Origin of the sequence: Streptomyces sp. NPDC052396, from assembly GCF_044593195.1 — a bacterium.
Taxonomy (GTDB): Bacteria; Actinomycetota; Actinomycetes; order Streptomycetales; family Streptomycetaceae; genus Streptomyces.
On record NZ_JBIUAW010000017.1, the window covers coordinates 1 to 24,003 of the forward strand.

The window sequence follows — 24,003 nt, forward strand, 5'->3', positions numbered from 1 at the left end:
CGGCCAAGACCTATGGCTCCATGGACAACGTCAACTCCGCCTACTGATCAGTAGCAGTAGCAGTACGCCAAGAGGGCGGCGGCACCCGGCACACCAGCCGGGGCCGCCGCCCTCTCCGCTGCCCGCCGCGCGGTGGCGTTCACCACAGGAGCGGCGTGCCCGCGTGGGGGAGTGGTTCTACCGTCCGCCGGGTGGTGAGTCGTTGGCCGATGTGGCGGTGCGTCTACGGGATCTCCCGGTGGAGCTGCGGGACGCGGCGGCCGGTCGGCGGGTCCTGGTGGTGGCGCATGACGCGGTGGCGGTGGCCGTGCGCCATGTTCTGGCCGGACTGGGCAGTCCGGTACCGGATCTCACTCCGGTGCCCAACGCGTCGATCTCCCGGTGGACCGGCGACCGTATCCGGCTGCGGCTCGCTGAGTACGGTGCGTCCGCCCACCTGAAGGGGCTCGCACCGCCATAACGGACAAATGGGAGGGGTGGGCCGGCGCGAAGGACCCGGTTGCGTGTGGTGAGGCCGGGGGTACGGTCGGAGCCCGCGGCGGGAGAGGGGGCGTGATGGGGTCTTGGCCCGGACTCGGGGTGGGCATCGGCTGGCGGGAGGAGATCGATGTCGTGGTCGAGCAACTCCCGGGCGTGGAATGGGTGGAGGTGGTCGCCGAGCACATCTGCCCGGACGAACTGCCCGTCTCCATCCGTCTGCTCCGGGAACGTGGTGTCCCCGTGGTGCCCCATGGAGTGGGGCTGGGACTGGGCGGGGCCGAGCCTCCGCAGCGGGCGAGGCTGGCGCGACTGGCCCGGGCTGCCGGGGCGTTGTCCGCCCCTCTGGTCACCGAGCACCTGGCGTTTGTCAGGAGCGGCGGGCTGGAGGCGGGACATCTGCTGCCGGTGCCGCGTACCCGGGAAACGCTGCGGGTGATCACGGAGAACGTCCGGATCGCCCAGCAGGAACTGCCGGTTCCGCTGGCCCTGGAGAACATAGCGGCCCTTTTCTCCTGGCCTGGCGATGAGTTGACCGAAGCACAGTTTCTGGCCGAACTGGTGGAGCGGACGGGCGTGGGGCTGCTGCTGGATGTCGCCAACCTGTACACCGGGCGCATCAACCTGGGCGTGGATGTGCCGGCCGAGCTCGACCGGCTGCCGCTGGAGGCGATCGCCTATGTGCATGTGGCGGGCGGCCGGCTGGACGGCGGCATCTGGCACGACACCCATGAACACCCCCTGTCCGAGCCGGTATTGGAGCTGCTGGCAGAGCTGTGTGCCCGGACGGTGCCGCCGGGAGTGCTGCTGGAGCGGGACGGGAACTACCCGCCGCCCGGCGAACTCGCCGCCGAGCTGGCGGTGATCACGGGCGTGGTGGGTGCTCGGGCGAGTGCCCCGGGGCCGTGGGCACACCCAGCTGACCGGTGAATGCCGCCCGGACAGCGGGCCGCGAGTGATGAGCCCTGGCACACTGGCTGCGACCACGCACCCGCGTGCGGCGCCGGCTTCCGTCGTCCCGGGGGACCCGTTGCCCGCGTACGCGGTACCGACCGCCCCGAGACCCGAGGGGACACCATGTGGGCCATACCCTTCCTCATCTGTGGCGTGCTGGTGGCCGTGGGCGCCTGGCGGCTGCGTGGGTCAGGGCCGGAGGCATGGCCCTCGCCGCCCAACGGCCTGACGGCGCACGACCTTTCGCTGTACGACCTTGCCTACCTCAGCGGTGGCGCGCCACGCATGGTGGTGACCGCGCTGGTGGCCATGCGGCTCGAAGGCCGGCTGATCGTCTCGCGCTCCGGCACGGTCACGGTGACCGATCCCGCGCCGGTGAACGAGGTCGAGGCCGCGATCATCGCCGCGTTGGGCGAGAGCCGCCGGCAGAAGCTGAACGCGATGGGGCGACCGGTTCTCCGCGGCCGGGCGGTCCGGGCCATTGGTGACCGGCTGGCCCGGCAGGGGTTGCTCACCCCGGCCGAGACGCCCGGCCCCGACCCGGCACTGGCCAACGTCCGTGAGTTCCATGGGTGGATGCTGGTGGTGGCGCTGGTGGTGGGAGTGGTCACCGTACCGCTCGCCACGGCGACCGGAGACGGCGGCCCATGGGCCCTGCTCGCCTTTGTCCTCCTGCTGGCCCTCGGCGCCGTACCGTTGATCGGCTTCCGGCTCCACCGGCCCGAGCGGCCCACCAGAGCCGGACGGGCCTGGCGGGCGTCCCTGAACGAGAACGCCTCCTGGTCGCCGGACGGCCTGGGCCTCGATGCCCGGACCGTCGGCAGCCTCAGGCTGTTCGCGCTGTGCCGTGCGAATGAGGTGCCCGGCCTTGAGGACGCGGAAGTGCGCCTCCTGATCGATGAGTTCGGGACCCGTCGGCGGTTGGAACGGGCGGCCCGCACCGCGGTCGGAACGGCCGCTACCGGTTCTGCGGGCGTGGCCGGCGCCTCGGCCGTCGGCTGCGGTTGCGGAACCGGCCATGGCGATGGCGGAGGCCACCATGGTGGTGGGCACAGTGGTTGTGGTGGGTGCGGAGGGGGATGCGGCTGCGGCTGCGGAGGCTGACCATAAAACAGGCGGGCATGGTTGCAAGCCCGTAGGGCGACCAGCCCGGAGAAAGGCGAGCTCGGCGCTTCGTTAGGGTGAACGGATCATTCCGGAAGAAAGGCAACGGCGTTCACGGTGACCGAGTCCCGCCCCCATACCCTGTTTTCCTTCGGCACGTTGCTGGACAAACGAGTGCAGACCGCTCTGTTCGGCCGAGCCGTGCCGAGTTCCGCGGCATCGCTGGCCGGCTATACGACCAGGCCCCTGCCGATCACCGATCCGTCCGTGATCAGCACCAGTGGACTCGATGTGCACCTGACCCTGGAGCGCAAGATCGGCGCCGCGGTCGAGGGCGCCGTGCTGCACCTCACGGATCAGGACCTGGCCGCAGCCGATGCCTATGAGGTGGATGACTACGTCCGCCGGCGGGTGCTGCTTTCCTCCGGGGAGAGCGCCTGGGCCTATCTGGACGCGAAACCGCTGCGTGCGGCAGCGCGCATCGTGATCGCGGGCGACAGCATCGCCTATGGGCGCTGCGACCCGCAGGGCGGCTGGGCAGCCCGCCTGGCGGCTGCCCATATCGCCGGGAACGAGGCCGAACACCGGCTGTTCAACCTGGCCATCCCCGGCAGCACCCTGACCGGTGTCGGCGAGCAGACGCCGCCGTTGCTGGCTCCCCGGCTGCCCGACACCCTCCTGGTCGCCGCCGGCATCAATGACTCCGCCCTGCCGCTCGCCGACGCAGGGACTCCCCGCGACTGGTCGGCGGACATCGCGGACAATCTCACCGCCCTGGCCGCCATGGCCCTGACCCATAACGCACGACTCGTGGTCATGGGACCGATATGGCTTGATGAGGCACGCACCCGCGACTACGAAGGTCTGCGCTTCACCGAGGAGCGCGCGCTGAGTCTGCGTGAGTCCATACGCGCCTGGTGCGCCGAGAGCTATGTGGACTTCCTCGATATGTGGGAGCCGCTGCGCGGCAGGCCGGAACTGCTTGTCGACGGCCTGCACCCCAACTCCGAGGGGCACCGGGTTCTTTACCGGTACCTCGACTCCATCAGCCGCTGAGGATCGAGCGGTTACCGGCTGTCGGCGCGCCCTATGATGCCGCTTGGCGCAGGGCCGCCGCGGTGGTGGCTGGATCGTAGTCCGGTGCGACGCCCTCGATGAGGACAACATCGGCCTGGGTGTGGTCCGTGCGCAGGTGCAGGATGCCTTGGTAGGCGGGGGAGCCGTACCAGGCCCGGGCGTTGGCCAGGTCCGGGAACCCGATGACCACCGCCGCCGCCCAGCGGCCCTCCAACTCGTACTGCTCGCCGCCATGGACCAGGAACCTCCCGCCGAAGGGGTCGAGGGTTTCCTGTATCCGTTCGATGTACTCGATGACCTCGGGGTGGTTGCTGGTGCGGTGGAAGTGGGCGATGGCATAGGCGGTCATGGAACGCTCCTGTGGCTTCGGACGGGGTGGGGGCGGGGTGGTTCGGCCTTCGGTGACCAGCCTGCCGTCGGTCGCCGGGCCCGTCGATTACCTGCGGGGTAAGAGGCCAGTTACCGGGCGGTCGCAGTGGCAGGATGACGGGGTGGTGACGAATCAGTTGTGGGCAGAGCTTCACGATGACCTGCTGGCGGCGAAGGTGTTGGTGTACGAACCGGGTGGTTTCGTCTGCTCATTGCCGGTGCCCGAACCGGAGAGTGCTGGTTACGCGGCTTGCGGGTTCACTCTCGACGGCCGCTCGGTCCGGTTCCGCGTGGCCAGGACCACCCCGACGAAGGTGGGCCAGTTCGTCACCGTGTGGCAGCGGTCCGAGGAGGGGCGGACCCGGCCCTTTGACGCCGACGACGGGGTGGACCTCCTCGTCATCAGCAGCCGCGACGACGGCGGCTTCGGACAGTTTGTGTTCCCCCGCGAAGCACTGTGCGAGCACGACATCTTCTCCCGCAACGGCTCCGGCGGGAAACGCGGATTCCGCGTCTACCCACCATGGGTGACCACGACCAACCGGCAGGCCCGCAGTACGCAGGCATGGCAGGTCAACTATTTCTTCCACCTCGGCCAGGACGGGCCCGCCGACCCGGGACGCGCCCACGCCCTCTATCACCCGTAGGTGCCGGCTGCGGGGCCGGACGGGAACTATGCGACCGGCGCAGCCGACTTCTCGGTCGGCACCTTCGCGGCGTCCACGCGTCCGCGGACGCCGCACCGGCCAAGGAGACAAAGCCAGTGCCGTTACGCATCAGGTACAGACGTAGTGCGACGGGTGCCACTCACACCCCTGAGTGGTTTAGCGCTCGGTCGGGGATATAGATGCGGCCGAGCGCGTGGGGATGGGTACTGCACCCGGCATGTGCGCAGATATCGCTCCCGGCGTCTATGTCAGGGAACTGCCCAGCGGGGTCCGCACCATCCAGGGAACGGGCACCTCCACTGGGCTACTCGGTGCGGCGCCCGGAGGCCGGGCCGCCCAAACTGGTGCGCAGCTGGAACGAGTTCGTGGACACCTTCCACTTCCGTTCCGAGCTGACGGCGGAGCAGGCGGGTGATGAATTCCATAGGCTTTGCGAGCCGCATGATGATTTCCAAAGGGCGGACGAACGGCTGTCGAGCGAAGCCGTTCCCGATCTGGTCGCCTCGAGTACACAGGTTCCGTGTGGCTGGCTGGCTTCCTGCTGGGGGTCCACGGAAGTGGCAGTCCGTCGCCTTCCGCGCGCGGCACGGGAAGTGGTCATCCGCGACCCAGGCGTCCTTCCCCGTAGCCCCCGTAGCCCCCGTAGCCCCCGAAGTCCTCGCCCGTAGTGCCCTGTTGCCCACAGGGTGAAGGGCCGTGGCCGGTCCGGGCCGGCTCAGTCCGTTCCCAGTTCCAGGCGGTCCAGCAGCCCGGCCGCCGCAAAGGCATCGATCAGGTGCGTGCGCCCCTCGGTGAAGTGGCCCCAGCTGTCGAAGTGGACGGGGACCACCCGGCGCGCGGCGAGGATGGCGGCGGCCTCGGCGGTCTGGGTGCTGTCCAGAGTGAGCAGGGCGCCGTCGAACAGGGCGGTCCGGGCGGCGCCGGCGAAGAGGACGGCAGTGTCCACGGGGGCGAAGCGGTCGGCTATCCGCTGGACCAGGGCCAGCGAGGCGTTGTCGCCGCTGACATAGACGGTGGGCAGGTCGGCGGCGGTCAGGACAAATCCGATCACCTCGCCGGTGACGGGTTCGCAGCCCTCGGGCCCATGCTGAGCGGGAGTGGCGGTCACGGTCACGGTGCCGCCGTCGGGGCGGGGCAGGCTGACGGTCTCCCAGGCGGCCAGGCCACGGGCGGTGCCGCCCAGGCGCCCCGCGCCGCCGTGCGTGGTGAGGACCAGGGGGACGTCGGCCAGCAGCGCCCGGCCGGAGTGGTCGAGATTGTCGGGGTGCTCGTCATGCGAGAGCAACACCACGTCCACCGGGCCGAGTTCGGCGGGGGCCACGGCGGCGGGGGCGGTCTTGGTAAGGACATAGCCGTTGCCACGGGGGTACTCGCCGGGGGCGTCAAAGGCGGGATCGGTCAGGAACCGCAGTCCGCCGTACTCGATCAGGGCGGTCGGACCGCCGAAGACGCTGACGGGGATCTGCTCGAGGGGCGTGCTGGTGCTGCCGGCCATGATGTCCTCACGGTTGAAAGAGAAGTTTTCCGTGAGAGGAAGGTAGCGGAGTCTCATGGAGAAGCGCAACGATTAACATGAGAACCATGAAGGAGACAGCGACCGGCGAGCCCGCCCACTCGGTCCCGCCGCCCGCACCGGGCGCGGAGCGCTACCGTGCGCTCGACTTCGCCAACACCGCACTCGACCTGCCCGGCGGCCAGCACCTGGACCTGCTTGATTCGCCCGGGGCCGCGGCGAGTTGGCTCATCGAACACGACCTCGCACCGGCGGACACCAAGCTCTACGCGGTGTGCACGGACCGGCTGCGCGCCCTGCGGGATCACCTGCGGGCCCTGCTCAGGTCCCGGATCGACGCCCTTCCCGCGCCGGACGACGCACTGCGTGCCGTCAACGACGCCCTCACCAGCGCCCCGGCCGCCGCGCTGCTGCGCTGGGATGCCATCCAGGGCCTGCACCGGGTCCAAGCGCATCCCACCGACCAGATCGTCAGCCACGCCCTCGCCGTACTCGCCGCCGACGCCGCCGACCTGCTCACCGGCCCCGATGCCGAGCGGCTCGCCGCCTGTGGCTCGCCCCCCTGCCGGCGCTATCTGCTGCGCACCCACGCCCGCCGCCACTGGTGCTCGGTGCGCTGCGGCGACCGCGCCCGGGCGGCCCGCGCCTATGCCCGCCGAACACAGGCCGGCGGGGGCTGATACGGGTCTCCACCGCCCCGGCGACGGTGGGGCCAGGGGGTGGTGGAAGGATTCGGTGTATGGCCGGGCTTGTGCCCGGGCCCGGGATCCGGACTGCCTTGGGGGTACGGGATGAAGGTCGTGATACCGGGTGGGACGGGCCAGGTGGGGACGATCCTGCGCCGTGCTCTGACCGCCTCCGGACATGAGGTGGTGGTGCTCACCCGGCGCCCGTCGCGCGCCGGTGATGTCCGCTGGGACGGCCGGAATCCGGGCCCTTGGGCGGAGGAGCTCAATGGCAGCGATGTTGTGATCAACCTGGCCGGACGGAGCGTCAGTTGCCGTTACACCGAGGACAACCTCCGGGAGATGATGGACTCCCGAGTGGACTCCGCCCGAGTCGTCGGTGAGGCCATCGCGGCCGCCCGCCGCCCGCCGCGTGTCTGGTTCCAGATGAGCACCGCCACCATCTACGCTCACCGCCATGACGTGCCCAACGACGAGCGGACCGGTGTCATCGGCGGCGACGAACCGGGAGTTCCGGGGTACTGGGCCTTCAGCGTCGACATCGCCCGGCGCTGGGAGCAGGCGCAACAGGATGCCACCACCCCGGACACCCGGAAGATCGCCCTGCGTTCGGCCATGGTGATGAGCCCGGACCGTGGCGGTGTCTTCGACGTGCTGCTGTGGCTGGCCAGGCTCGGCCTGGGCGGGCCCGTGGCGGGCGGCGCCCAGTACATCTCCTGGATCCACGACCAGGACTTCGTCCGTGCCATCGAGTTCCTGATCGACAGGGAGGACCTCGCGGGGGCGGTCAATCTGGCCGCCCCCGGCCCCCTTCCACAGCGAGCGTTTATGCGCACCCTGCGCACCTCCTGGGGGATGCCGGTCGGCCTGCCGGCCACCAAGTGGATGGCCGGGATCGGTGCCTTCGCCCTGCGCACCGACACCGAACTCCTCCTCAAAAGCCGCCGCGTTGTGCCGGGCCGCCTGATGGAGTCCGGCTTCGCCTTCGACTACCAGCGGTGGCAGCACGCCGCTCCCGACCTGGTGCGGCGGGTACGGCAGCGGTGAAGGCGGACCGTGCCGGGTTGGGCACCGGGCGCGGGGTCACCTGCCGCGCTCACCGGCGAGCGCGCCCCTGAGCGCCCGTTGCCGGTAGGCGCAGTAGACCTTCGCCGGGTCGGTGTAGTAGCGCCACGGCGTGGCGTTGACATAGCCGTCCACCTGCCGGAACTGCTCCAGGGCCGCCTCGTGTCTGCCCTGCTTGGTCAGGAAGTAGGCCAGCAGGTGGCGGGCGCCGGCCAGGCCGGGGTGGTCCGGGCGGGCCGCCGCGATGTCCACCAGGGCCGCATCGGTCAGCGCCCGCGTCTCCGGCCGGCCGTATGCCTCGCTGGGGGCGTCACTGTCGTGGTGCTCGTACCAGCTGATGACCGGCAGCAGGGTCAGCAGGCTGCCGGGCGGCGCCGAGGCCGCGGCGCGGGCCGCGAAGTCGCGGGCGAGTTCCGCGGAGCCCTGCCACTTCGCGCACCAGTACTGAAGGGCGCCGCAGTGGGCCGCGTAGTGGTACGGGGCGCGGGCGGTGACCTCGTCCCACAGCTTGTGCAGCGTCTCATGCGGGGCGCCGAGCCCCTTGTGGAGCGGGATCTGCTGGATGTACGGAGTGGGGTCACCCGGCAGGGCCAGCGCCTCGGCCCGGGCGAAGTCCTCCTGGGCCTCCCGCAGCACCCGGTGGAAGCCGGCGAACTGCTCGACGGTGGTGTTCCTGGCCCAGCCCGAGCCGCGGATCTCCCAGGCGAGGCACACCTTCGCGGCCGCGTGGACCACGGCCGCGTCCGGGTCGTCCGGGCGCGCCGCCTGCCAGGCACGCAGCCAGCCGTCCTCCTTGGCCGCCGGCCCGGCGATGATCTCGACGAGATGGCAGCGGCGCTCCCAGTCCGTGCCGGCGGCGGCCAGCGCCCGGGCGGCGGGCTGCCAGTCGTCCCGGGCCAGGGCGGCCAGGACGGCGTCCGCCTCGGGGTCGGGGAAGGCCCGGTCGGTCCGCTGCCGCTCCGGTGGCAGCAGGCCGGCACCGGCCTTGGCGGCGAGCGAGGCGGCCTTCGCCGAACGCCGCTTGTTGCGCAGCCAGAAGAACAGCGTCAGGGCGAGGATGGCGATGGGGACGATCCTGATCATGGATAAAGGTCTCCGGATATCCGGTCGGGTTCGGGGCGTCGGTTCAGCAAGCGAGCAGGGTGCGCAGTGATGCGGTGTCCGGGATGTCGGTGACGGCTGCCCGGACCGCGGCCGTCACCGCTTCCTCCGTGTCCTCCGTGGTGCCGGTGCCGGTGCCGGTGCCGTTCGCCGGCAGCCGGAGCCGCGCCCGGTCGGACCAGGACAGCTCCCAGCAGGCTCCGGTCTCCTCCACCAGGGCCAGTTGGGCCAGCCGGTGCAGCCCCGCCGCCAGCGCGGGGCGCTGGAACTCGCGCGCCGCCCGGCCGGTCGCCCGCGCCGCCTCCGGCGACTTGGGGAGGTGGTCCGCGACAAGCCACAGCCGCCCCATGTCGGCGGCGTCCAGCAGGGCGGCAACGTCCCCCGAAGCGCTGCCCGTTGACAGCCCGGCCGCCATCAGGGCCATCCGCAGCGGTTGCGCCGCCTCCTCGGCCTGCTGGCGCATCGCCCGGTGCACCAGCTCCGGCCAGGTCACCCGCTCCAGCGCCAGCGCCTCCGGGGTGAGGACGGCGCCCTCGAGCTCCGCCAGCACCCGCTCGGGGTCGCGCAGCAGCGCCAGTGCGGGTCCGGCGGTGGCCACCGCACGGCCGTCGTCCGGCAGGGCCTCGATGATCCGCACCCGCTCGGCCACCGGCGGGTGCGAGTCATACGGTGTCACCTCCGCCGGCGGCAGCTCGTCGCGCAGCTCCGCCAGCCTGGACCGGCGCCGGGGGTCGGCAAGGAGGTGACGCAGCCCGCCGAAGACCTCGCCGCGCGGCGGGAGGAGCCCCACCGGGACGCCCACCGTGGCATAGCTGTTCAGGTAGAAGTCCTGGGCCGCGTCCAGGACGGCGATCTCCCGCAGCGCCGAGGCCGTGGCATCGCGGCCCGCCACCCCGGCCGCGATCCGGTCGGCGGCGAGCTCCTGCTGCCGGGCCACGCTGTGTGTGGCCCGCAGATAGAAGCGGGCATACGTCTGGAACGGCTTGGCCATCATCCGGTAGCCGAACCCGGCACCCCGAGTGTCCACCCGCTTGGCCCTGCGGCCCTTGCTCAGCGCTTTGGCGGCCTTCCGCTCCTGCCGGGACCGCTCCTTGCCGATCCGCTGCTGCTCCCGCTCCCGGAACGCCTCGACCGTCCGCCCCACACAGTCGCGGCCGCGCCGGGTGATACCGGTCAGCCGGGTGTCGGCGTTGCCGTAGTGGCCCAGCTCATGGGCGATCACCGAGTGCAACTGGGGCCCGGACAGGCCGGCCAGCAGTGGCACACCGAGGTAGAGGCGACGCCGCCCGCGCAGGAGACCCAGCAGCCGGGCGTCCTCGGCAACGGCGGCGTTCACCTCCCCGGTGAGCAGGATCTCGTCGGGCGCCCGGGTGCCGGACCGCTCGGCCAACGAACGTACGGTGCGCCACAGTTCGGGCTGCTCGGCCTCACCGACCGCTAGCCCGGGCAGCTCGTCGCCCCCGCCCCGGCCGAAGGCGAAGACGCCGCGCAGCACCGGGAAGCCCAACAGGGCCAGTATCACGGTCAGTTTGATCGAGGCCGGATGTACCCCCTGGCTCCAGACCGCGACATCGGCGCCGATGAGTACGCCGAGAACGACAAGGGCGAGCAGATAAAAACCAGCCAGCAGCAGAAGTGCGCGCAGCGCGCGCAGGGATGCGCCCACAGGGCAGAGTCCCCCCAGATTTTGTCAAGGCATTGGAATGGGGGCATCGTATGTGCGATTTGCGGGTGGGCGTTGGGATTTTCGCTGATGCCTGGGCGGCGTACCTCGCGCTGGTGAGCGGCAGCGCCGGAGCGCATCGGTCAATGGCCGCCGGAGGGAACGTCGCAGCCGAAGTGGTCGGGGTAGCCGCCGAAGGAGTCCGCCCGGGCGGAGGAGGGGTTCATGGTGCCCTCCAGGCATATGGCGGTCGTGTCGATGAGGAAGCTGATCCCGGGGGAGCCGTCCTGGTGCACCCGTACCTTCCCGGCCGGATAGCCAAGGCGGATGAGCGTGCTACGGGCGCTCCCCACACTGAAGTCACCGCGTCTGCGCAGCGGTTCGAGCGCGGTCTCGATCCGCTTGGCGGCCGCGAGCCCCTCGCAGCGGCGCTGTCCGTGCAGCGGGAGGGGAAACTTGAAGCCGTTGTTCTCGGCGTAGTGGTCGGTGGGTGGTGTGGCCGGGTCCATGGTGTCCGCCGGCATCGATGGCGTCGGCGTGGGGCTCTCGCCGGGGCATGGGAAGTCCATGGGTGCGGTGGGCGTTGCCGCCGCGGGGCGCGAGGGCCCGGCCGCGCCGGCGTCATCCCCGGACCGATCCGTTCCGCATCCGGCCGCCAGTATCGCCAGCGCCGCCATCGGAAGTATTCCGAGCCGGAACCCGGTCCTTGTCCTGGTCGTCGTCATGTACCGACCTTCCCGCACCTCAGCGGCGGGTGTCATGAGTACTTCCGCTCAGGGGACTTGGCGGTGTTCTCCGGGCCGGCTACCGAACGCCCCCAGGAGAACGGGACCTTGTGCACACCGCCGGGCCGGCCAGGCGCCCGGTGCGGCCGCCGTCGGCCACACCGGACACCCAACCGTCCAGAACGTGACCCGCCGGTTCGACAGTCGCAGAACGACCGCACCGAGCAGGGGCCTTGCGAAGGGAGCGAGGCCGCCGATCCCGGTCGTACCCGGCGCGGGAAACGGCTCAGACGACCAGGACCCGGCGCCCTCGCGTATGACCGGCCTGGCTGTCGATATGCGCCGCCGCGGCCTCGGCGAGCGGGTACGACTTCTCGACCGGGATATGGAGCTTTCCCCGCGAGATAAGGCGGACGGCCTCGGCGAGTGCTTCCGGAACGCTCCCGGCCACGCCGGAGAACCGGACACCGAGGTCCGGCGCACCGAGATCGGCGATGGAGATCACCTTCTGCGGATCCCCGGTCAGCTCGATGAGCTCGCGGATCACGCCCGAGCCGGCCAGATCGAGAGCCGCGTCGACCTGGCCGAGCCGCCGCACCCGCTCGACCCAGCCCTCGCCATAGGTCGTGGCGATGGCACCCAGGCTGCGCAGGTAGTCCTGGTTCGCGGCCCCGGCCGTGCCGATCACCGTGATGCCCCGGTCGCGGGCGATCTGCAGCACCGCCGATCCGACTCCTCCGGACGCACCGCTGACCAGCAGCGTCTGCCCGGACCGCACACCGACCTCGCGGATGATGCGCAGCGCGGTCTCCACCACGGAGGGGTATCCGGCCGCCTCCTCGAACGTCAGGCCCTCGGGCATGCGGGCCCAGGCGGACAGTACGGCGAACTCGGCATAGGTGCTGGAGCCTTCGCCGAAAACATGGTCGCCGACCCTGACCCCTTCGACGCCCTCACCGATCTCGTCCACCACCCCGGAGGCGTCCAGCCCGACTCCGGAGGGCAACTCGATCGGATGGGCCTTGAGGATCTGGCCTTCACGGATTCTCCAGTCGACGGGGTTCACACCCGCCGCCCGCACGGCGATGCGTATCCGGCCGGGGCCCGCGTGGGGCTCCTCGGCATCCATGAGGTGCAGAACGTCCGGGCCGCCGAACTCGGCGAAGCTCACTCTCTTCATGCGGCCGACCATAACCCTAACGGTTAGTGTTTTGGAACTGTTCCGCCTTTGTATTTGATAGCGTCAGGGCATGACCGTGCCGTCCGGACGTCGTGAGCGCAAGAAGGCCGCGACCCGTCAGAAGATCGCTGACGCCGCCCTGCGGCTCTTCCTGGAGCGCGGGTATGACGCGGTGGGTATCCGCGAGGTGGCCGCCGAGGCCGACGTGGCCGTCACCACGCTCTTCTCCCACTTCGCCTCGAAAGAGGCCCTGGTGTTCGAGCAGGACGAGGACTTCGAGAAACGCCTCGCGCGGGCTGTCTCCGGCCGGGGGCCGGATGAGCCGTGCATCCCCGCGCTGCGCCGCGAGATGCGGGCCATGGTGCGGCATTGCGCGGGGGACGATGCCGCCCCGATCTGGCGCATGATCGACGAATCACCCGCCCTGCGGGAGTACGAGGGGGCGATGAGGCTACGCCATGCGGAATCGCTGGCAACGGCCATCGCCGCCGATCTCGGCCTGTCGCCGACCACCACGGCCTGCCGGTCGATCGCGAGGTTTGTGATCGACGCCCATTCGCTGGCCCGTGAGGCGGCCGATCCGGAGGCCGCGGTGGACGAGATCTTCCGGATGATCGAGGCGGCCTGGGAGGTCGCCTTCCCGCTGCGCAAGGACAAGGACAACGAACAGACTGCACAGCCCCCGGCGGTGGGGGGTGCGTGACCGCAGACGGTGCGGTCCTCCAGCGCCAAGTGGTGGCCCGACGCCGGGTTCGGAGCGCCGGCCGTGAATCGGTGATGCCCACGGTCGGCTTCCGATGCCGCCCGGCCGCCTTGCGTCCCGTTCCGTGCGGCCGGTGGTTCAGCGGACCCAGTTGCCGGTGAGGGTCTGGACGGCCGAGCCGTCGAGGTCGGTGAGCTTGGTGCCGACGAACTCGCGGGCCCATGCGGAGGTCTGGATCCGGAAGGCCGGGCGATCTCCGGTCAGGGCCTCGATGACCGGGGCGGCGGCCTCGGCCGGAGTCTGGGCGTTGCCGAAGGCCTGCTGGGTGCGGGCGATGTACGCCTGGAGGGCCGGGGCGTAGGGCCCGGCCTCGGCGAGCAGGGCGGGGATGTCGAGGCCGAGGTTGGCGACGAACTCACTGGCCACCGCACCCGGTTCGACCACGGTGACATCGACGCCGAAGGTGGCGGCGACGGGGGCGAGAGACTCCATAAAGCCCTCGACGGCGAACTTGGCCGCGCAGTATGCCTCGTTGAAGGGCTGGCCGACGATGCCGCCGACGCTGGTGACGGTGATCACCCGGCCCTGGGAGGCACGCAGGTGGGGGAGGGCGGCGCGGGTGGCGGACACCACGCCGAAGAAGTTGACCTCCATGGCGGTGCGGACATCGTCGAGGCTGCTCAGTTCAATGGTGCCGACCTGGGCGGCGCCGGCGTTGTTGACCAGGGCGTCGAGGCGGCCATGCTCGGCGATCACCTCGTCCAGGCAGGCGGCGATGCTCTCGGGGCCGACCACATCCAGGCGCTTGACCTGGATACGGTCGGTGACCTTGTGCTCGGCGGCGGCCTTGAGCAGGGCCTCGGCCTTGCCGGTGTCGCGCATGGTGGCGATGGTGGTCCAGCCGGCCCGGGCGGCGGCGATGGCGATGGCCAGGCCGATGCCGGAGGAGGTTCCGGTGATCAGGACGGTCTTCGGGGAGCTCATCAGGGTTCTCCTCATGCCTGTCGAAATGCCTGTCGAACAGGCCCTGGGCAATAAGCGGGGAGTTCCCCACTTAGCTTCGACGCTAACCGGGGAAGTCCCCGGTTGTCCAGCTAGACTGGCTCTTCCGACGAAGGGAACACCTTGACCAGCCACCCGAGCCCGCTGCGCGCCGATGCCCGCCGCAACCGGGAACGCATCCTCGAAGCCGCCGTGCGCGCCTTCGCCGAGCGGGGCGCGGACGTTCCGATCGACGCGATCGCCAAGGCCGCGGGGGTCGGCTCGGCCACGCTCTACCGCCACTTCCCCACCCGCGAGGCGCTGGTCGAAGCGGCCTACCGCAATGAGCTGGTCCGGGTCTGCGACAGCGTCGCGGAGCTGTTGGCCGATTTCCCGCCGGACCAGGCGTTGCGCCGGTGGATGGACCGGTTCATCGACTATCTGACCGCCAAGCAGGGCATGGCGGAAGCCCTGCGGGCCGCGGTCGCCTCCGGTGCGGACCCCTTCGCCGAGACTCTCGACAAGCTCGGCACCGCGATCAGCACCCTGCTGCACGCCGGCGCCGAAGCCGGTCTGCTGCGCTCGGACATCGACCCGCTCGATGTCGGTCTCAGCCTCTCCGGCGTCTCGCTGGTCACCAGCACTTCCGGCCAACGCGAACGAGCCGGCCGCCTCCTCGATCTGATCCTGGACGGACTCCGCTATGGAACGGACCACTGACCCGGAGGTCCCGTAGGGGTTGGTTCAGGGTCTGCTCAGGGGACTTCCGGGGGCGGCCGGGCAGGCGCCGTCCCTAAGCTTGTAGTCATGACAGCAGTGTTCCCACAAGCCGCTCCTTGGAGCGAACAGCGCGCCTCGCATGCCGACCGTGAATCGGCCGTAGGACACCTTCAGCGGGCGGCAGTTGAGGGCCGTCTCGACTTCGACGAGCTGGACGAACGACTCGAGCAGGCGCTCAACGCCAGGACGCATGGCGAACTGGCCGCATTGCTGGCCGATTTGCAGGGTCTGGAGGGGCAGGGGCACGGTCAGGAGGTTGTGCGGGACGGCCCCCTGGTGCTCAAGGGCGGGATGCATGGCGTTGTCCGCAGGGGCCGGTGGAAGGTACCGCCGCGCTTGACGGCTTATGGGGGCATGGGCGGGGTCGTTCTCGACTTCACCCAGGTCGAATGCCCGCTGCGATCCCTTGATATCGAGGTCCATGGGCAGATGGCCGGCGTCACGATCGTCATACCCGACAACTGGTCCGCCGAGACGGACGGCGTTGAATCCGGCCTGGGCGGCGTCAAGGACAGGACCACCCCTGACCACTCCCCGGACACCCCTCTGGTCCGCCTCTCCGGCACGGCCGGCCTGGCGGGTGTCGTCATCCGCCACCCCAAGGCGCGGGAACGGCGCCGGCTGGAGCGCGAGTTGAAGGCGATCGGCTCCCGGTAAGCCGGTCCACGGAGGGAGGGCGCGCGGCCCGGGCCGGCATCCGCGCCGGGACGGCCGCGCGATCCCGCGGGGGCAGCGGGATCGCCGTTTCGGGCCCGCCCGCCATTTCACCCATGGCTGCCGCATAAGTGGGCGCAAAGGGGTACCCGAAGGAGTATGCCGAGCGAGGTGGCATAGCCGGCTCGCTGTGCGACGAGAGCGAGGAGTCCCTGATGACCAGGGTGAAAGAGGCTGTAGAGGTCGATGTACCCCTCCACACCGCCTATAACCAGTGGACGCAGTTCGAGGAGTTCCCGAACTTTATGGAGGGGGTCGAAGACGTCCGGCAGATCGATGACAGCCACAACCACTGGACCACCAAGATCGGTGGCGTGCGGCGGGAATTCGACACCGAGATCGTCGACCAGCTTCCCGACGAGCGGATCACCTGGCGGACCGTCAACGGCGACACCCAGCAGAAGGGCACCGTGAGCTTCCGGCGTGTGGACGACGCCCACACACGGGTGGAGCTGGTGATGGACGTGGAGCCGCGCGGAGCGGTGGAGAAGGCCGCCGACCTGACCGGCACCATCGACCGGCGGGTCAAGGGCGATATGCGGCGCTTCAAGGACTACATCGAGAACCGCGGTGGTGAGACGGGCGGCTGGCGCGGCCGTATCAGGCCGGGCGGCTGACAGCGAGAGGCGGACGCGGGGCACGGTATCCGCGCCCAGCCGACCGCTCGCCCCCTGGGACGGCGGTCGGCTGCGGGCGGACATGCCGCCGGGTCAGCGCCAGAAGTCGCCGTTGACGGTGAGGTAGTGAGCGGTGGCCGGGCATCTGTCGCGGGCCTCGAAGTGCAGGAAGGCATGGCGTTGGGTGAGATCGCCGCAGCCATGCAGATTCCGCAGGGCAGGGGTCACAAAACGGGTGGTCCGCTCCACCTCCTGCTTCATGATCGGGAAATCCGGCCCCGGCACGCCGCAGGTCACCGTGAGCTTCGACGGTGCGGTGGCCGACCTGAGGATATGGCAGTCCGCCGAGTCGGCATGCGACACGGCAGGGGTGCCGAGCACCAGGAGAGCGGCCGTGGCGAGAACGGATCCCGCCGTCGCGGGAAGACAGCGCAGGTTCATTGGTTCAGTACTCCTCAGTGCTCCGGCTTTGCTGATGGAAAGGGCGTTGCCCACCCCTCGCTAACGAAGCCGGAGCGAACAGGTGGCGACACCTGCCGGCCCGGCCGGCTCAGCCCGCCGTCAGGGCGAAGGCGAGCAGGGCCGTCGCCGTGTAGTCCAGTGCGGGTTCGGAGGTCTGCCAGGCGCCCACATGGTCCAGATAGCCGCCGCCATGGCCGTCGAAGTCATGCCAGGAACCGCCGCCGGGCGGCTGGGCGGCGCAGGGCCGCATGGTGTCAAAGGTGTTGAGGTTGTCGGGCGTCAACTCCTTGGCTTCATTGGGCCCGTTGACGACGGCTCCACGCAGGATGGCGCCCTTGCCATGGTGGCCGCCCGCGAGATTGGCGACCTGGTGCGAGGGGCAGTGCGGGAAGGTCTCGCCCGCTCCTACCACAAAGGAGGTGCCCCAGGAGTTGGCCCCCAGGGCCCAGCCGCGCTGCCCGGCGGCGAAGGCGTCATAGCGGTGGTCGCCGGAGGCCCCGGCATAGAGACGGGCGGTGGCGACCAGGCCGAAGGCGTGCGGCGCGGAGTCGCTCTCGGTGTAGACGGCGCCGGCCCGGAACGGGTCCTTGGCGGCGCGGGCCATGCCCTCGTCCAGCTGGCGGCGCAGATCGCCCAGGAGCTCGTCCCGGGAGATACCCGTGCCCGAGCCGTCGGCAGCGAGCCGCAGCAGATCGGTGTGGGCCAGGGCGCTGACATCGGCCACGCCCAGCGTGCCCTTGGCGTCCTCGCCCAGGTAGGCCCGGGCCCAGCGGGCACCCTGATCGCGCCAGGCATCGGCCCGGTCGTCATCCAGGTCCCGGGCGGCCAGGGCGAGTTCGGTGGCGCCGAACTCCATGTCGTCCTGCCAGACGTCCTCGGGGTAGAAGGCGGCGGGGAATGCGGTCACCAGCTTGCCGCGCGGGCCGGTGTCGGCCCGGTTGTAGACGGCCGCCGCCTTGGCCAGCCATTCCCTGGCCGCCGCGGGGTCATGCCGGGCTTCCCGCTGGGCGGCGAGGGCGAACACCGCGGCCAGCCGCCCGGCCAGATTGGGGCTGATCCGGTCGCCGGGGGAGTTGGCCCGGAACACCGGGCGGTATTTGATGGCGTGGTCCCGGTGGCCCGGCGGGGCGTCCAGGGCGTCGTCCGCCTCGGGCAGCCGCCAGACATCGTGGTCGGAGCGGATGGTGCCGGCCGTCTCCGCGTTGCCCTGGCCGATGCCCACCTGGGCGTAGAGGGTGCCGGTGCGCCCGTCCCACATCCTGTCCAGCCACTCCAGTCCATGCCGGGCCTCGGCATCGAGCCCCTGGGCGGCGGGCATCGAGCGCCGGGCCAGCAGGAGTTGGGCCACCGCATAGGACGTGGTGTGGGTGAACTTGAGGAAGTCGCCGGCGTCGGACCAGCCGCCGGAGACGTCCACCGGTCCGCCGACCGGGGTGAGGCGGTCGTCCAGCAGCTTCTTGCCGTCGGCGTCATAGCGTGGCGTGGCATACACGGTCGCCGTGCGGTCGGTCAGATGGGACGGCTTGCGGGCCAGTGCGCCGGGCAGCACCCGGGAGCCGTCGCGCTGGGCCTGGAAGAACCGCACACCATCCTCGACCAGCGGGGTCATCAGCTCCCGGGCCGGGGCGATCCGGAAGGCGGGCGAGGTGGCGGAAGCGGCCCCGGTCAGCTCCAGGCGGTAGGTGCCCGGGGTGTCCACGGCCGACAGGTCCACGGTGCGGACCGAGGTGTAGGTGTCGTTCCAGCGGCCGGTCGCCGGGCCCATTCTTCCGGTGCGCACCGTATGTCCCCGGTCGTCCACCAGTCGGAACCGGGTCCGGCCGAGGGCCTCCTCGGTGCCCATGACGAAGGCGAGCTTGGACTCGCCCACGGCATAGCCGGCCTGGTCGACGCGGATGGCCAGGCGGTTCCCGGGGCGGTCGGCGCCCGGGCCTGGGGCGGGCAGCGCGCAGGCTATCGCGCTGATGCTCACCATGGCGGCCAGGAGGGCCGCCGTGCGCGGGCAGGGTTGTCGCAGGGAGCGGGGGGTAACGGTCATGGGCTCACTGTGCTGTCCCCTTGATGAGATGACGATGAGGCGGTGGGCTGCTCGCCGGGCCCCGGGGGCAGACGGAGTTCGGCGAGCAGCCCACCACCGGGTGCGTCCAGCAGGCGGGCGCTGCCGCCGTGCAGTCGCGCCACCCAGCGCACAATGGCCAGGCCGGTGCCCGTGCCGGTGTGCGGGCCCGCGCCGACGCCCCGGCGGAAGACCTTCTCCCGGTCCTGGCGTGGCACTCCCGGGCCATGGTCCCGGACGGTCACCAGCCCGGGTACGACCGTGACCGCCACCGGGTGCCGGGGCGAACCGCCGCCATGCCGCAGGGCGTTCTCCACCAGGTTGCGTACCGCCTGGGCCAGCAGCTCGGGGTCCCCGCGCACCACGGCCGGTTCGGTGCTGACGGTGACCGCGCCACGGTCCGGCAGTTCGTCGACGGTGAGTTCCACGATCTGGTCCAGGCGGAGCGGGGTGAGTTCGGCCTCGCGCAGGCCCGCCTCCACCCGGGCGCGGGCCAGCAGCCCGGTCACCAGCCGGCCGAGCCGGTCGACCAGGCCGAGCGCGGTGCCCAGGGCCGGGGCGGCCCGTCCGGGAGCGGTGCCCTGTTCCAGCACCAGGCGCAGGGTGGCCAGCGGGGTGCGCAGCTCATGGGCGGCCTCGGCGAGGAACTGCTCCTGTTGCTCCAGGCCGCGCAGGGCCGGGCGCATCGCCCGCGAGGAGAGCAGATGGCCGAGGCCGGCGGCGAGGACGACCAGGGCGGCGCAGCCCCAGGCGAGCCGGTGGACCAGGGTCCGGTGGGCGTGCTGCTGCCCGGCCGGGTCCACGCCGACCAGGACGGCGGCGTCGATCTGCCGGTCCCAGACCGGGGAGGCGGCCCAGCGCAGGGTGCGGCCGTCGCCGGAGGGCGCGGTGAACTTCACCACGGTCTCCTCATCGGTCACCAACCGCTCCCAGACCGCGCGCAGTTGGGCGGCGGGCGGCAGGGCCGCTCCGGAGCGGGTCACCATCCGTATGGCGCCGCCCGGCGCGGCCGGCGCCTGGAGGACGGCGAACGCGGCGGCCCCCTGGGTGAGTTCGTCCTCGCGCAGTGGTTCCAGGTGCACCTGGCCGGCGGTGGACCAGACGGCGCGGGAGAGGCCGACCGCCCGGATGTCCGCCTCATGGTCGAGGGCGGCGGTGCGGGATCCGGCGTCCAGCCGGGCGGCGAAGACCGCCAGGGCGACCAGGCAGCCGGTGGTCGCGGTGGCGAACAGCAAGGTGGTCACCCAGCGGGCCCGGCGCAGCCGGGCGGGGGTGCGGGAGGTGGTGGCGGGCATCAGTCGAGCAGGCGGTAGCCGACGCCGCGTACCGTCTCTATGGGCTGTGGCTCGCCCAGCCGGCGGCGTAGCTGGCCGATGAGGACATCGACCACATTGGACATGGGCTCGCCTGATTCATCCCAGCACCGTTCGATCAGCTCGCTGCGGGTGACCACCTCGCCGGCCCGCAGCATCAGCACTTCCAGCACCGCGAACTCCTTGGCGGTGAGGGCGAGCAGGGTGCCGGACCGGCGCACCCGGCGCCGGGGCAGGTCCATTTCCAGGTCCCGGGCGTGCAGCAGGGCCGGGCGGGTGCTCTGGCCGCGCCGGCACAGGGTGCGCACCCGGGCGGCGAGCTCGGCGAAGGCAAAAGGCTTGACCAGGTAGTCGTCGGCGCCGTGGTCGAATCCGGCGACCCGGTCGCCGATCGAGTCCAGTGCCGTCAACAGCAGGACGGGCAGGGTGGATCCGGTGGCGCGCAGCGCGGCGACCAGTTGCAGCGCGTCGCCGTCGGGGACGGACCGGTCGGCCACCACACAGTCATAGTCGTTGACGGCCAGCTTGAGGTCGGCCTCGGCCAGGGTGGTGGCGAGGTCGGCGGCGAGGCCGTCCTCGCGCAGGCCGTCGGCCAGTACGGGGCCGAGCTCGGGGTCGTCTTCCAGGATCAGTACGCGCATAACGGACAAGCCTAGGTTGTTGTGGCGGGAGTTGTGGGGGCTGGCCGGGGCGGCCGGCGTCCTCGGTCCAGGCGTCGGTGTGAAGTGCCCTGAGGAAGCCGGTCGGTTGCCGGGCAGGCAGGATCGGACGGGCCTCAGTGAAACGGCAGGGACTTGGAGTTGCCACTGGGAACGGGCATCATAGGGTATGGGTGCCTAAGGCAATTATTAGCGAAAGGGCAGACATGACTGACACCACGCCGACGTTACTCAGCTACGTGGAGGAGAACCTCGACGGCATGGGTGACGACCCCGGGCGTGTGGCGCTGATCCACGAGGGGCGCCAGGTCACCGTGGGGGAGTTCCATGGGCTCGTCCACCGGATGGCCAGAGCGCTGCAGGCCGAGGGCATCGGCCGCGGCGATACCGTCACCCTCCTGAGCGGGAACCTGCCCGAGATCATCGCCGCGCGGTATGCGGCCAATCTGCTGGGCTGCCGCGTCAACCACCTTTACAACAAGCTCTCGGCCGAGGTTCAGGCCGCCATTGTGCGGGACATGGAGACCCGTGCGCTGATCGTCGACCCGCGCCTCGCCGACCGCGCGGCCGAGGTGACCCAACTGTCCCCGGTGGACAAGGTCTTGGTGCTCGGGCCCGCCAAGACCGGCGCGGACCTGCTCGAACTGGCCGCCGGACACTCCGCGGACCCCTTCGCCAGCCTGGCCGAACCGCAGGACATAGCCGGCATCCGGCACACCGGCGGTACCACCGGCCACCCCAAGGGGATATGCAGCACCTATGAGCAGGTGAAGCTGTCGCACACCATCAAGGGGGACGGGGAGTACACGCCCCGTCAACTGGTCTGCACCACCATCGCCCATGCCGCGGGATTCCTCGCGGACAGCACCCTCCGCCTGGGCGGCACCCTGGTGCTGCTGGAGGACTTCGACCCGGCCACGGTGCTCGCCACCGTCGAACGCGAGCAGATCACCGACCTGTTCCTCCTTCCGCCGCTGCTCTATGAGCTCCTGGACCACCCGGACGCCGCCCGCGCCGACACCTCCAGCCTCCGCCGTCTCCTCTACGGCGGCTGCCAGGCATCGCCCGTGCGGATCGCCGAGGCGGTCCGCCGCCTCGGCCCCGTCCTTCTGCAGTTCTACGGCCAGAACGAGGCGGGCGGCATCAGCATGCTCCTGCCCGAGGACCACGACCTCGAACGGCCCGAGCGGCTGCGCAGCGCCGGCAAGGTGCTGTCCGAGGTCGAGGTGGTCATCCGGGACGAGTCCGGCCGCGAGCTGCCCACCGGCGAGCACGGTGAGATCTGTGTGCGTTCTCCGCGGGTCATGCAGGGCTACTGGAAGCAACCGGCCCTGACGGCCGAGGTGTTGCGCGATGGCTGGCTGCACACCGGCGACATCGGGTTCATCGACGACGAGGGCTATCTGACCGTCGTCGACCGCCTCAAGGACATGATCATCGTGGTGGGCGGCCATGTGTACACCACCGAGCTGGAGGATGTGCTCAACTCCCACCCGGATGTCCGGCAGAGCGCCGTGTTCGGGGTCCGCGATGCGGACAACATGGAGCGTGTGCACGCCGCGATCGTCACCACGCCCGGCACGGACGTCTCCGCGGACGGGCTGCGCGAGCTGGTCCGTGAGCGGTGCGGGGCGATGTACGAGCCGTATGGCATCCACTTCGTCACAGCGCTGCCGCTGACCGATGCTGGCAAGCACGACAAGAAGCTGCTGCGGCGGCGGGTTGAGGAGTCGGCTGCGTGACATGCGGGTGGTGCGGGAGCGCGATCGCGCCCCCGTACCCCCCTCCCCGCTGCCGCGCAGTGTCCCGGCCGCAGTGCAGACCTCGGGCAGGCGGTCGCACGGCCGGCAGCGGGGATCGTCCCGCCAAGTGGGGGCGGGCAACGGCCGGTTACGGGACCCGGGGCGTCCCGGATCAGCCGGGCAGCGCCGTCGTCCGTATGTCGGAGGACGGGCGGCCCGGCCGGCCGGAGGGGTCCACGGCGGCTCGGCGCAGCAGGGCCGTCACCAGGCCGGCGGTGGCCGCGGTGGCCGCCAGGGTGCCGGTCAGGACCATGGTGGCGGCCGCCCCGAGGGACGCCACGGCCGGTGCGCCGGCCGCGGCACCCACCACCGACATGCCCTGGACAAGGGCTCCGCCGGCGGCGAAGGTCCGGCCCCGCAAGGGCTCGGGGGTGCGCAGTCTGATCACCGCCCCCTCGCCGGCGTTGCTCATGCCATTGCCCACGCCTCCCACGATCGCCGCGGCCAGCGCGAGCGGATAGCCGGCGGCGAGCCCGATCCCCAGCACGCCCAGGCCCAGCAGCAGATTGCCGGCGGCGAGCAGGCGCTCCTCCTGCCCCCGGCCCGCCTTCCGGGCCAGGGCCTGGATGCCGATGAGTTCGCAGGCCGAGTACAGCGCCTCATAGACGCCGAAGCCGGCCGCCCCGGCGTGGAAGTCCTGGGTGAACCGGTAGGGCGCGGCGACGTTGTCGGCCAGGGCGATGCCTGCCGCCAGGGCGGTGAGCGGGATGGCCAGCCGCAGCACGCGGTCGTGTGCCAGCTGCCGGAACCCGGCCCCGGCCCGGTTGGTCCCGGCGTCCTCGGGGAGCGGAGCGCATCCGGCGGGACGCCGGCGGGCGCTCACCGCCGTCAGCGCCAGAGCGAGGAGGAGGAAGCTGCCCGCGTTGAGCAGCATGACGGTGGAGGCGCCGCTCGCGACGGTGAGGACCCCGCCGAGCGCGGGCCCCCCGATGGCTCCCAGTGCCCGGCCGGTGCCGAGCCGGGCATAGCCCCGGGTCGCGCCCGCCTCCCCGGTGATATGCGGTATCAGCGCCCCGGTGGCCGGTCGTTCCACCGCCGCCTGGGCGCCGAGCAGCGCGACCAGCGCGATGGTGGCCGGGGGACCGCCAACGGCACTCAGCAGGGCGCTGACCGCCGCCTGCCCCAGGCACACCACGATCAGCAGTCCGCGGGATTCAAGACGGTCCACCAGCGCACCGGCCAGTGGTGCCAGCACCACAAAGGGCAGGATCTCGGCGAGCAGCGCCGCCGTCACCCAGCCGCTGCCGGCGTCCCGTAGCCGTAGCACCACGGCGAGGAAGGCGGCCACCGCCCCGCGGTCAGCCGGCCGCGCCCCGGCTGCCGGGCCGCCGCAG

General features: G+C 71.3%; 24 protein-coding genes. 12 read left to right on the forward strand and 12 right to left on the reverse strand.

Annotation, left to right across the window (positions count from 1 at the left end):
• Nucleotides 1-118 precede the first annotated feature (118 nt).
• The 4 genes from ACIHFE_RS30720 to ACIHFE_RS30735 all read left to right on the forward strand — a co-directional run bounded on the left by ACIHFE_RS30720 (nucleotide 119) and on the right by ACIHFE_RS30735 (nucleotide 3,591).
• On the forward strand, nucleotides 119-460 hold the full coding sequence (locus tag ACIHFE_RS30720; protein ID WP_400111893.1) for a histidine phosphatase family protein: 342 nt from the start codon (nucleotides 119-121) through the stop codon (nucleotides 458-460).
• Nucleotides 461-555: 95 nt separating this feature from the next.
• Nucleotides 556-1,407 (forward strand): DUF692 domain-containing protein, encoded by an 852-nt coding sequence (locus ACIHFE_RS30725; protein ID WP_400111775.1) that lies wholly within the window; start codon nucleotides 556-558, stop codon nucleotides 1,405-1,407.
• A 147-nt stretch (nucleotides 1,408-1,554) separates the two neighbouring features.
• Complete coding sequence (locus tag ACIHFE_RS30730) at nucleotides 1,555-2,535, forward strand: TIGR04222 domain-containing membrane protein (RefSeq protein ID WP_400111777.1); 981 nt, start codon at nucleotides 1,555-1,557, stop codon at nucleotides 2,533-2,535.
• A 117-nt stretch (nucleotides 2,536-2,652) separates the two neighbouring features.
• Nucleotides 2,653-3,591: a GDSL-type esterase/lipase family protein gene (locus ACIHFE_RS30735; RefSeq protein ID WP_400111779.1), complete on the forward strand. Its 939-nt coding sequence runs from the start codon at nucleotides 2,653-2,655 to the stop codon at nucleotides 3,589-3,591.
• Between the two features lie 31 nt (nucleotides 3,592-3,622).
• Here ACIHFE_RS30735 and ACIHFE_RS30740 read toward each other — a convergent pair whose 3' ends face one another.
• Nucleotides 3,623-3,961 (reverse strand): DUF1330 domain-containing protein, encoded by a 339-nt coding sequence (locus ACIHFE_RS30740; protein WP_400111781.1) that lies wholly within the window; start codon nucleotides 3,959-3,961, stop codon nucleotides 3,623-3,625.
• A gap of 142 nt (nucleotides 3,962-4,103) precedes the next feature.
• Between ACIHFE_RS30740 and ACIHFE_RS30745 the strand changes: the two genes are divergently transcribed.
• A complete protein-coding gene (locus ACIHFE_RS30745; protein ID WP_400111895.1) occupies nucleotides 4,104-4,628 on the forward strand; it encodes a MepB family protein in 525 nt (174 codons plus the stop codon).
• 736 nt (nucleotides 4,629-5,364) lie between these two features.
• On the opposite strand, the gene ACIHFE_RS30750 is transcribed toward ACIHFE_RS30745, so the two are convergent.
• Nucleotides 5,365-6,144, reverse strand: a complete 780-nt coding sequence (locus tag ACIHFE_RS30750; protein WP_400111782.1) for an MBL fold metallo-hydrolase — start codon at nucleotides 6,142-6,144, stop codon at nucleotides 5,365-5,367.
• A gap of 86 nt (nucleotides 6,145-6,230) precedes the next feature.
• Between ACIHFE_RS30750 and ACIHFE_RS30755 the strand changes: the two genes are divergently transcribed.
• Together ACIHFE_RS30755 and ACIHFE_RS30760 are read left to right on the forward strand one after the other, a co-directional pair.
• A complete protein-coding gene (locus ACIHFE_RS30755) occupies nucleotides 6,231-6,842 on the forward strand; it encodes an ABATE domain-containing protein (RefSeq protein WP_400111784.1) in 612 nt (203 codons plus the stop codon).
• 111 nt (nucleotides 6,843-6,953) lie between these two features.
• Entirely contained in the window at nucleotides 6,954-7,895 is a 942-nt protein-coding gene (locus ACIHFE_RS30760) for a TIGR01777 family oxidoreductase (RefSeq protein ID WP_400111786.1), read from the forward strand.
• A 36-nt stretch (nucleotides 7,896-7,931) separates the two neighbouring features.
• Here the strand turns inward: ACIHFE_RS30760 and ACIHFE_RS30765 are convergent, their stop codons facing one another.
• The 4 genes from ACIHFE_RS30765 to ACIHFE_RS30780 form a co-directional block, all read right to left on the reverse strand.
• Entirely contained in the window at nucleotides 7,932-8,996 is a 1,065-nt protein-coding gene (locus ACIHFE_RS30765; RefSeq protein ID WP_400111788.1) for a hypothetical protein, read from the reverse strand.
• A 43-nt stretch (nucleotides 8,997-9,039) separates the two neighbouring features.
• Complete coding sequence (locus tag ACIHFE_RS30770) at nucleotides 9,040-10,680, reverse strand: M48 family metalloprotease (protein ID WP_400111790.1); 1,641 nt, start codon at nucleotides 10,678-10,680, stop codon at nucleotides 9,040-9,042.
• A 140-nt stretch (nucleotides 10,681-10,820) separates the two neighbouring features.
• Nucleotides 10,821-11,201 carry a hypothetical protein gene (locus ACIHFE_RS30775; protein WP_400111792.1) on the reverse strand — a complete coding sequence of 127 codons (381 nt, stop codon included), beginning with the start codon at nucleotides 11,199-11,201 and terminating at the stop codon, nucleotides 10,821-10,823.
• Nucleotides 11,202-11,688: 487 nt separating this feature from the next.
• The gene (locus tag ACIHFE_RS30780; RefSeq protein WP_400111794.1) at nucleotides 11,689-12,582 is read right to left on the reverse strand and encodes an NADP-dependent oxidoreductase; all 894 of its coding nucleotides are present in this window, start codon (nucleotides 12,580-12,582) and stop codon (nucleotides 11,689-11,691) included.
• A 70-nt stretch (nucleotides 12,583-12,652) separates the two neighbouring features.
• Here ACIHFE_RS30780 and ACIHFE_RS30785 point away from each other — a divergent pair, with 70 nt between their 5' ends.
• The gene (locus ACIHFE_RS30785; RefSeq protein WP_400111796.1) at nucleotides 12,653-13,285 is read left to right on the forward strand and encodes a TetR/AcrR family transcriptional regulator; all 633 of its coding nucleotides are present in this window, start codon (nucleotides 12,653-12,655) and stop codon (nucleotides 13,283-13,285) included.
• A 138-nt stretch (nucleotides 13,286-13,423) separates the two neighbouring features.
• Here ACIHFE_RS30785 and ACIHFE_RS30790 read toward each other — a convergent pair whose 3' ends face one another.
• Nucleotides 13,424-14,269: an SDR family NAD(P)-dependent oxidoreductase gene (locus ACIHFE_RS30790; RefSeq protein ID WP_400111798.1), complete on the reverse strand. Its 846-nt coding sequence runs from the start codon at nucleotides 14,267-14,269 to the stop codon at nucleotides 13,424-13,426.
• Nucleotides 14,270-14,410: 141 nt separating this feature from the next.
• On the opposite strand from ACIHFE_RS30790, the gene ACIHFE_RS30795 reads away from it, so the two are divergent.
• From ACIHFE_RS30795 to ACIHFE_RS30805, 3 genes are all read left to right on the forward strand, one after another.
• Nucleotides 14,411-14,986: a TetR/AcrR family transcriptional regulator gene (locus ACIHFE_RS30795; protein ID WP_400111800.1), complete on the forward strand. Its 576-nt coding sequence runs from the start codon at nucleotides 14,411-14,413 to the stop codon at nucleotides 14,984-14,986.
• An 87-nt stretch (nucleotides 14,987-15,073) separates the two neighbouring features.
• On the forward strand, nucleotides 15,074-15,703 hold the full coding sequence (locus ACIHFE_RS30800) for a DUF1707 domain-containing protein (protein ID WP_400111802.1): 630 nt from the start codon (nucleotides 15,074-15,076) through the stop codon (nucleotides 15,701-15,703).
• A gap of 212 nt (nucleotides 15,704-15,915) precedes the next feature.
• Nucleotides 15,916-16,377 (forward strand): SRPBCC family protein, encoded by a 462-nt coding sequence (locus ACIHFE_RS30805; RefSeq protein WP_400111804.1) that lies wholly within the window; start codon nucleotides 15,916-15,918, stop codon nucleotides 16,375-16,377.
• Nucleotides 16,378-16,470: 93 nt separating this feature from the next.
• On the opposite strand, the gene ACIHFE_RS30810 is transcribed toward ACIHFE_RS30805, so the two are convergent.
• The 4 genes from ACIHFE_RS30810 to ACIHFE_RS30825 form a co-directional block, all read right to left on the reverse strand.
• Nucleotides 16,471-16,818: a hypothetical protein gene (locus ACIHFE_RS30810; RefSeq protein ID WP_400111806.1), complete on the reverse strand. Its 348-nt coding sequence runs from the start codon at nucleotides 16,816-16,818 to the stop codon at nucleotides 16,471-16,473.
• Between the two features lie 109 nt (nucleotides 16,819-16,927).
• Nucleotides 16,928-18,877, reverse strand: a complete 1,950-nt coding sequence (locus ACIHFE_RS30815; protein WP_400111807.1) for a glycoside hydrolase family 9 protein — start codon at nucleotides 18,875-18,877, stop codon at nucleotides 16,928-16,930.
• Nucleotides 18,874-20,190: a sensor histidine kinase gene (locus tag ACIHFE_RS30820; protein WP_400111809.1), complete on the reverse strand. Its 1,317-nt coding sequence runs from the start codon at nucleotides 20,188-20,190 to the stop codon at nucleotides 18,874-18,876. Before ACIHFE_RS30820 ends, ACIHFE_RS30815 begins: the two co-directional genes overlap by 4 nt.
• Entirely contained in the window at nucleotides 20,190-20,849 is a 660-nt protein-coding gene (locus ACIHFE_RS30825) for a winged helix-turn-helix domain-containing protein (RefSeq protein WP_400111810.1), read from the reverse strand. The genes ACIHFE_RS30820 and ACIHFE_RS30825 overlap by 1 nt, the downstream gene beginning before the upstream one ends.
• A 224-nt stretch (nucleotides 20,850-21,073) precedes the next feature.
• On the opposite strand from ACIHFE_RS30825, the gene ACIHFE_RS30830 reads away from it, so the two are divergent.
• Nucleotides 21,074-22,609, forward strand: coding sequence for an AMP-binding protein (locus tag ACIHFE_RS30830; protein WP_400111812.1), 1,536 nt, complete (start codon nucleotides 21,074-21,076; stop codon nucleotides 22,607-22,609).
• A 172-nt stretch (nucleotides 22,610-22,781) separates the two neighbouring features.
• Here the strand turns inward: ACIHFE_RS30830 and ACIHFE_RS30835 are convergent, their stop codons facing one another.
• Nucleotides 22,782-23,957, reverse strand: coding sequence for an MFS transporter (locus ACIHFE_RS30835; protein ID WP_400111814.1), 1,176 nt, complete (start codon nucleotides 23,955-23,957; stop codon nucleotides 22,782-22,784).
• Between the last annotated feature and the right edge of the window lie 46 nt (nucleotides 23,958-24,003).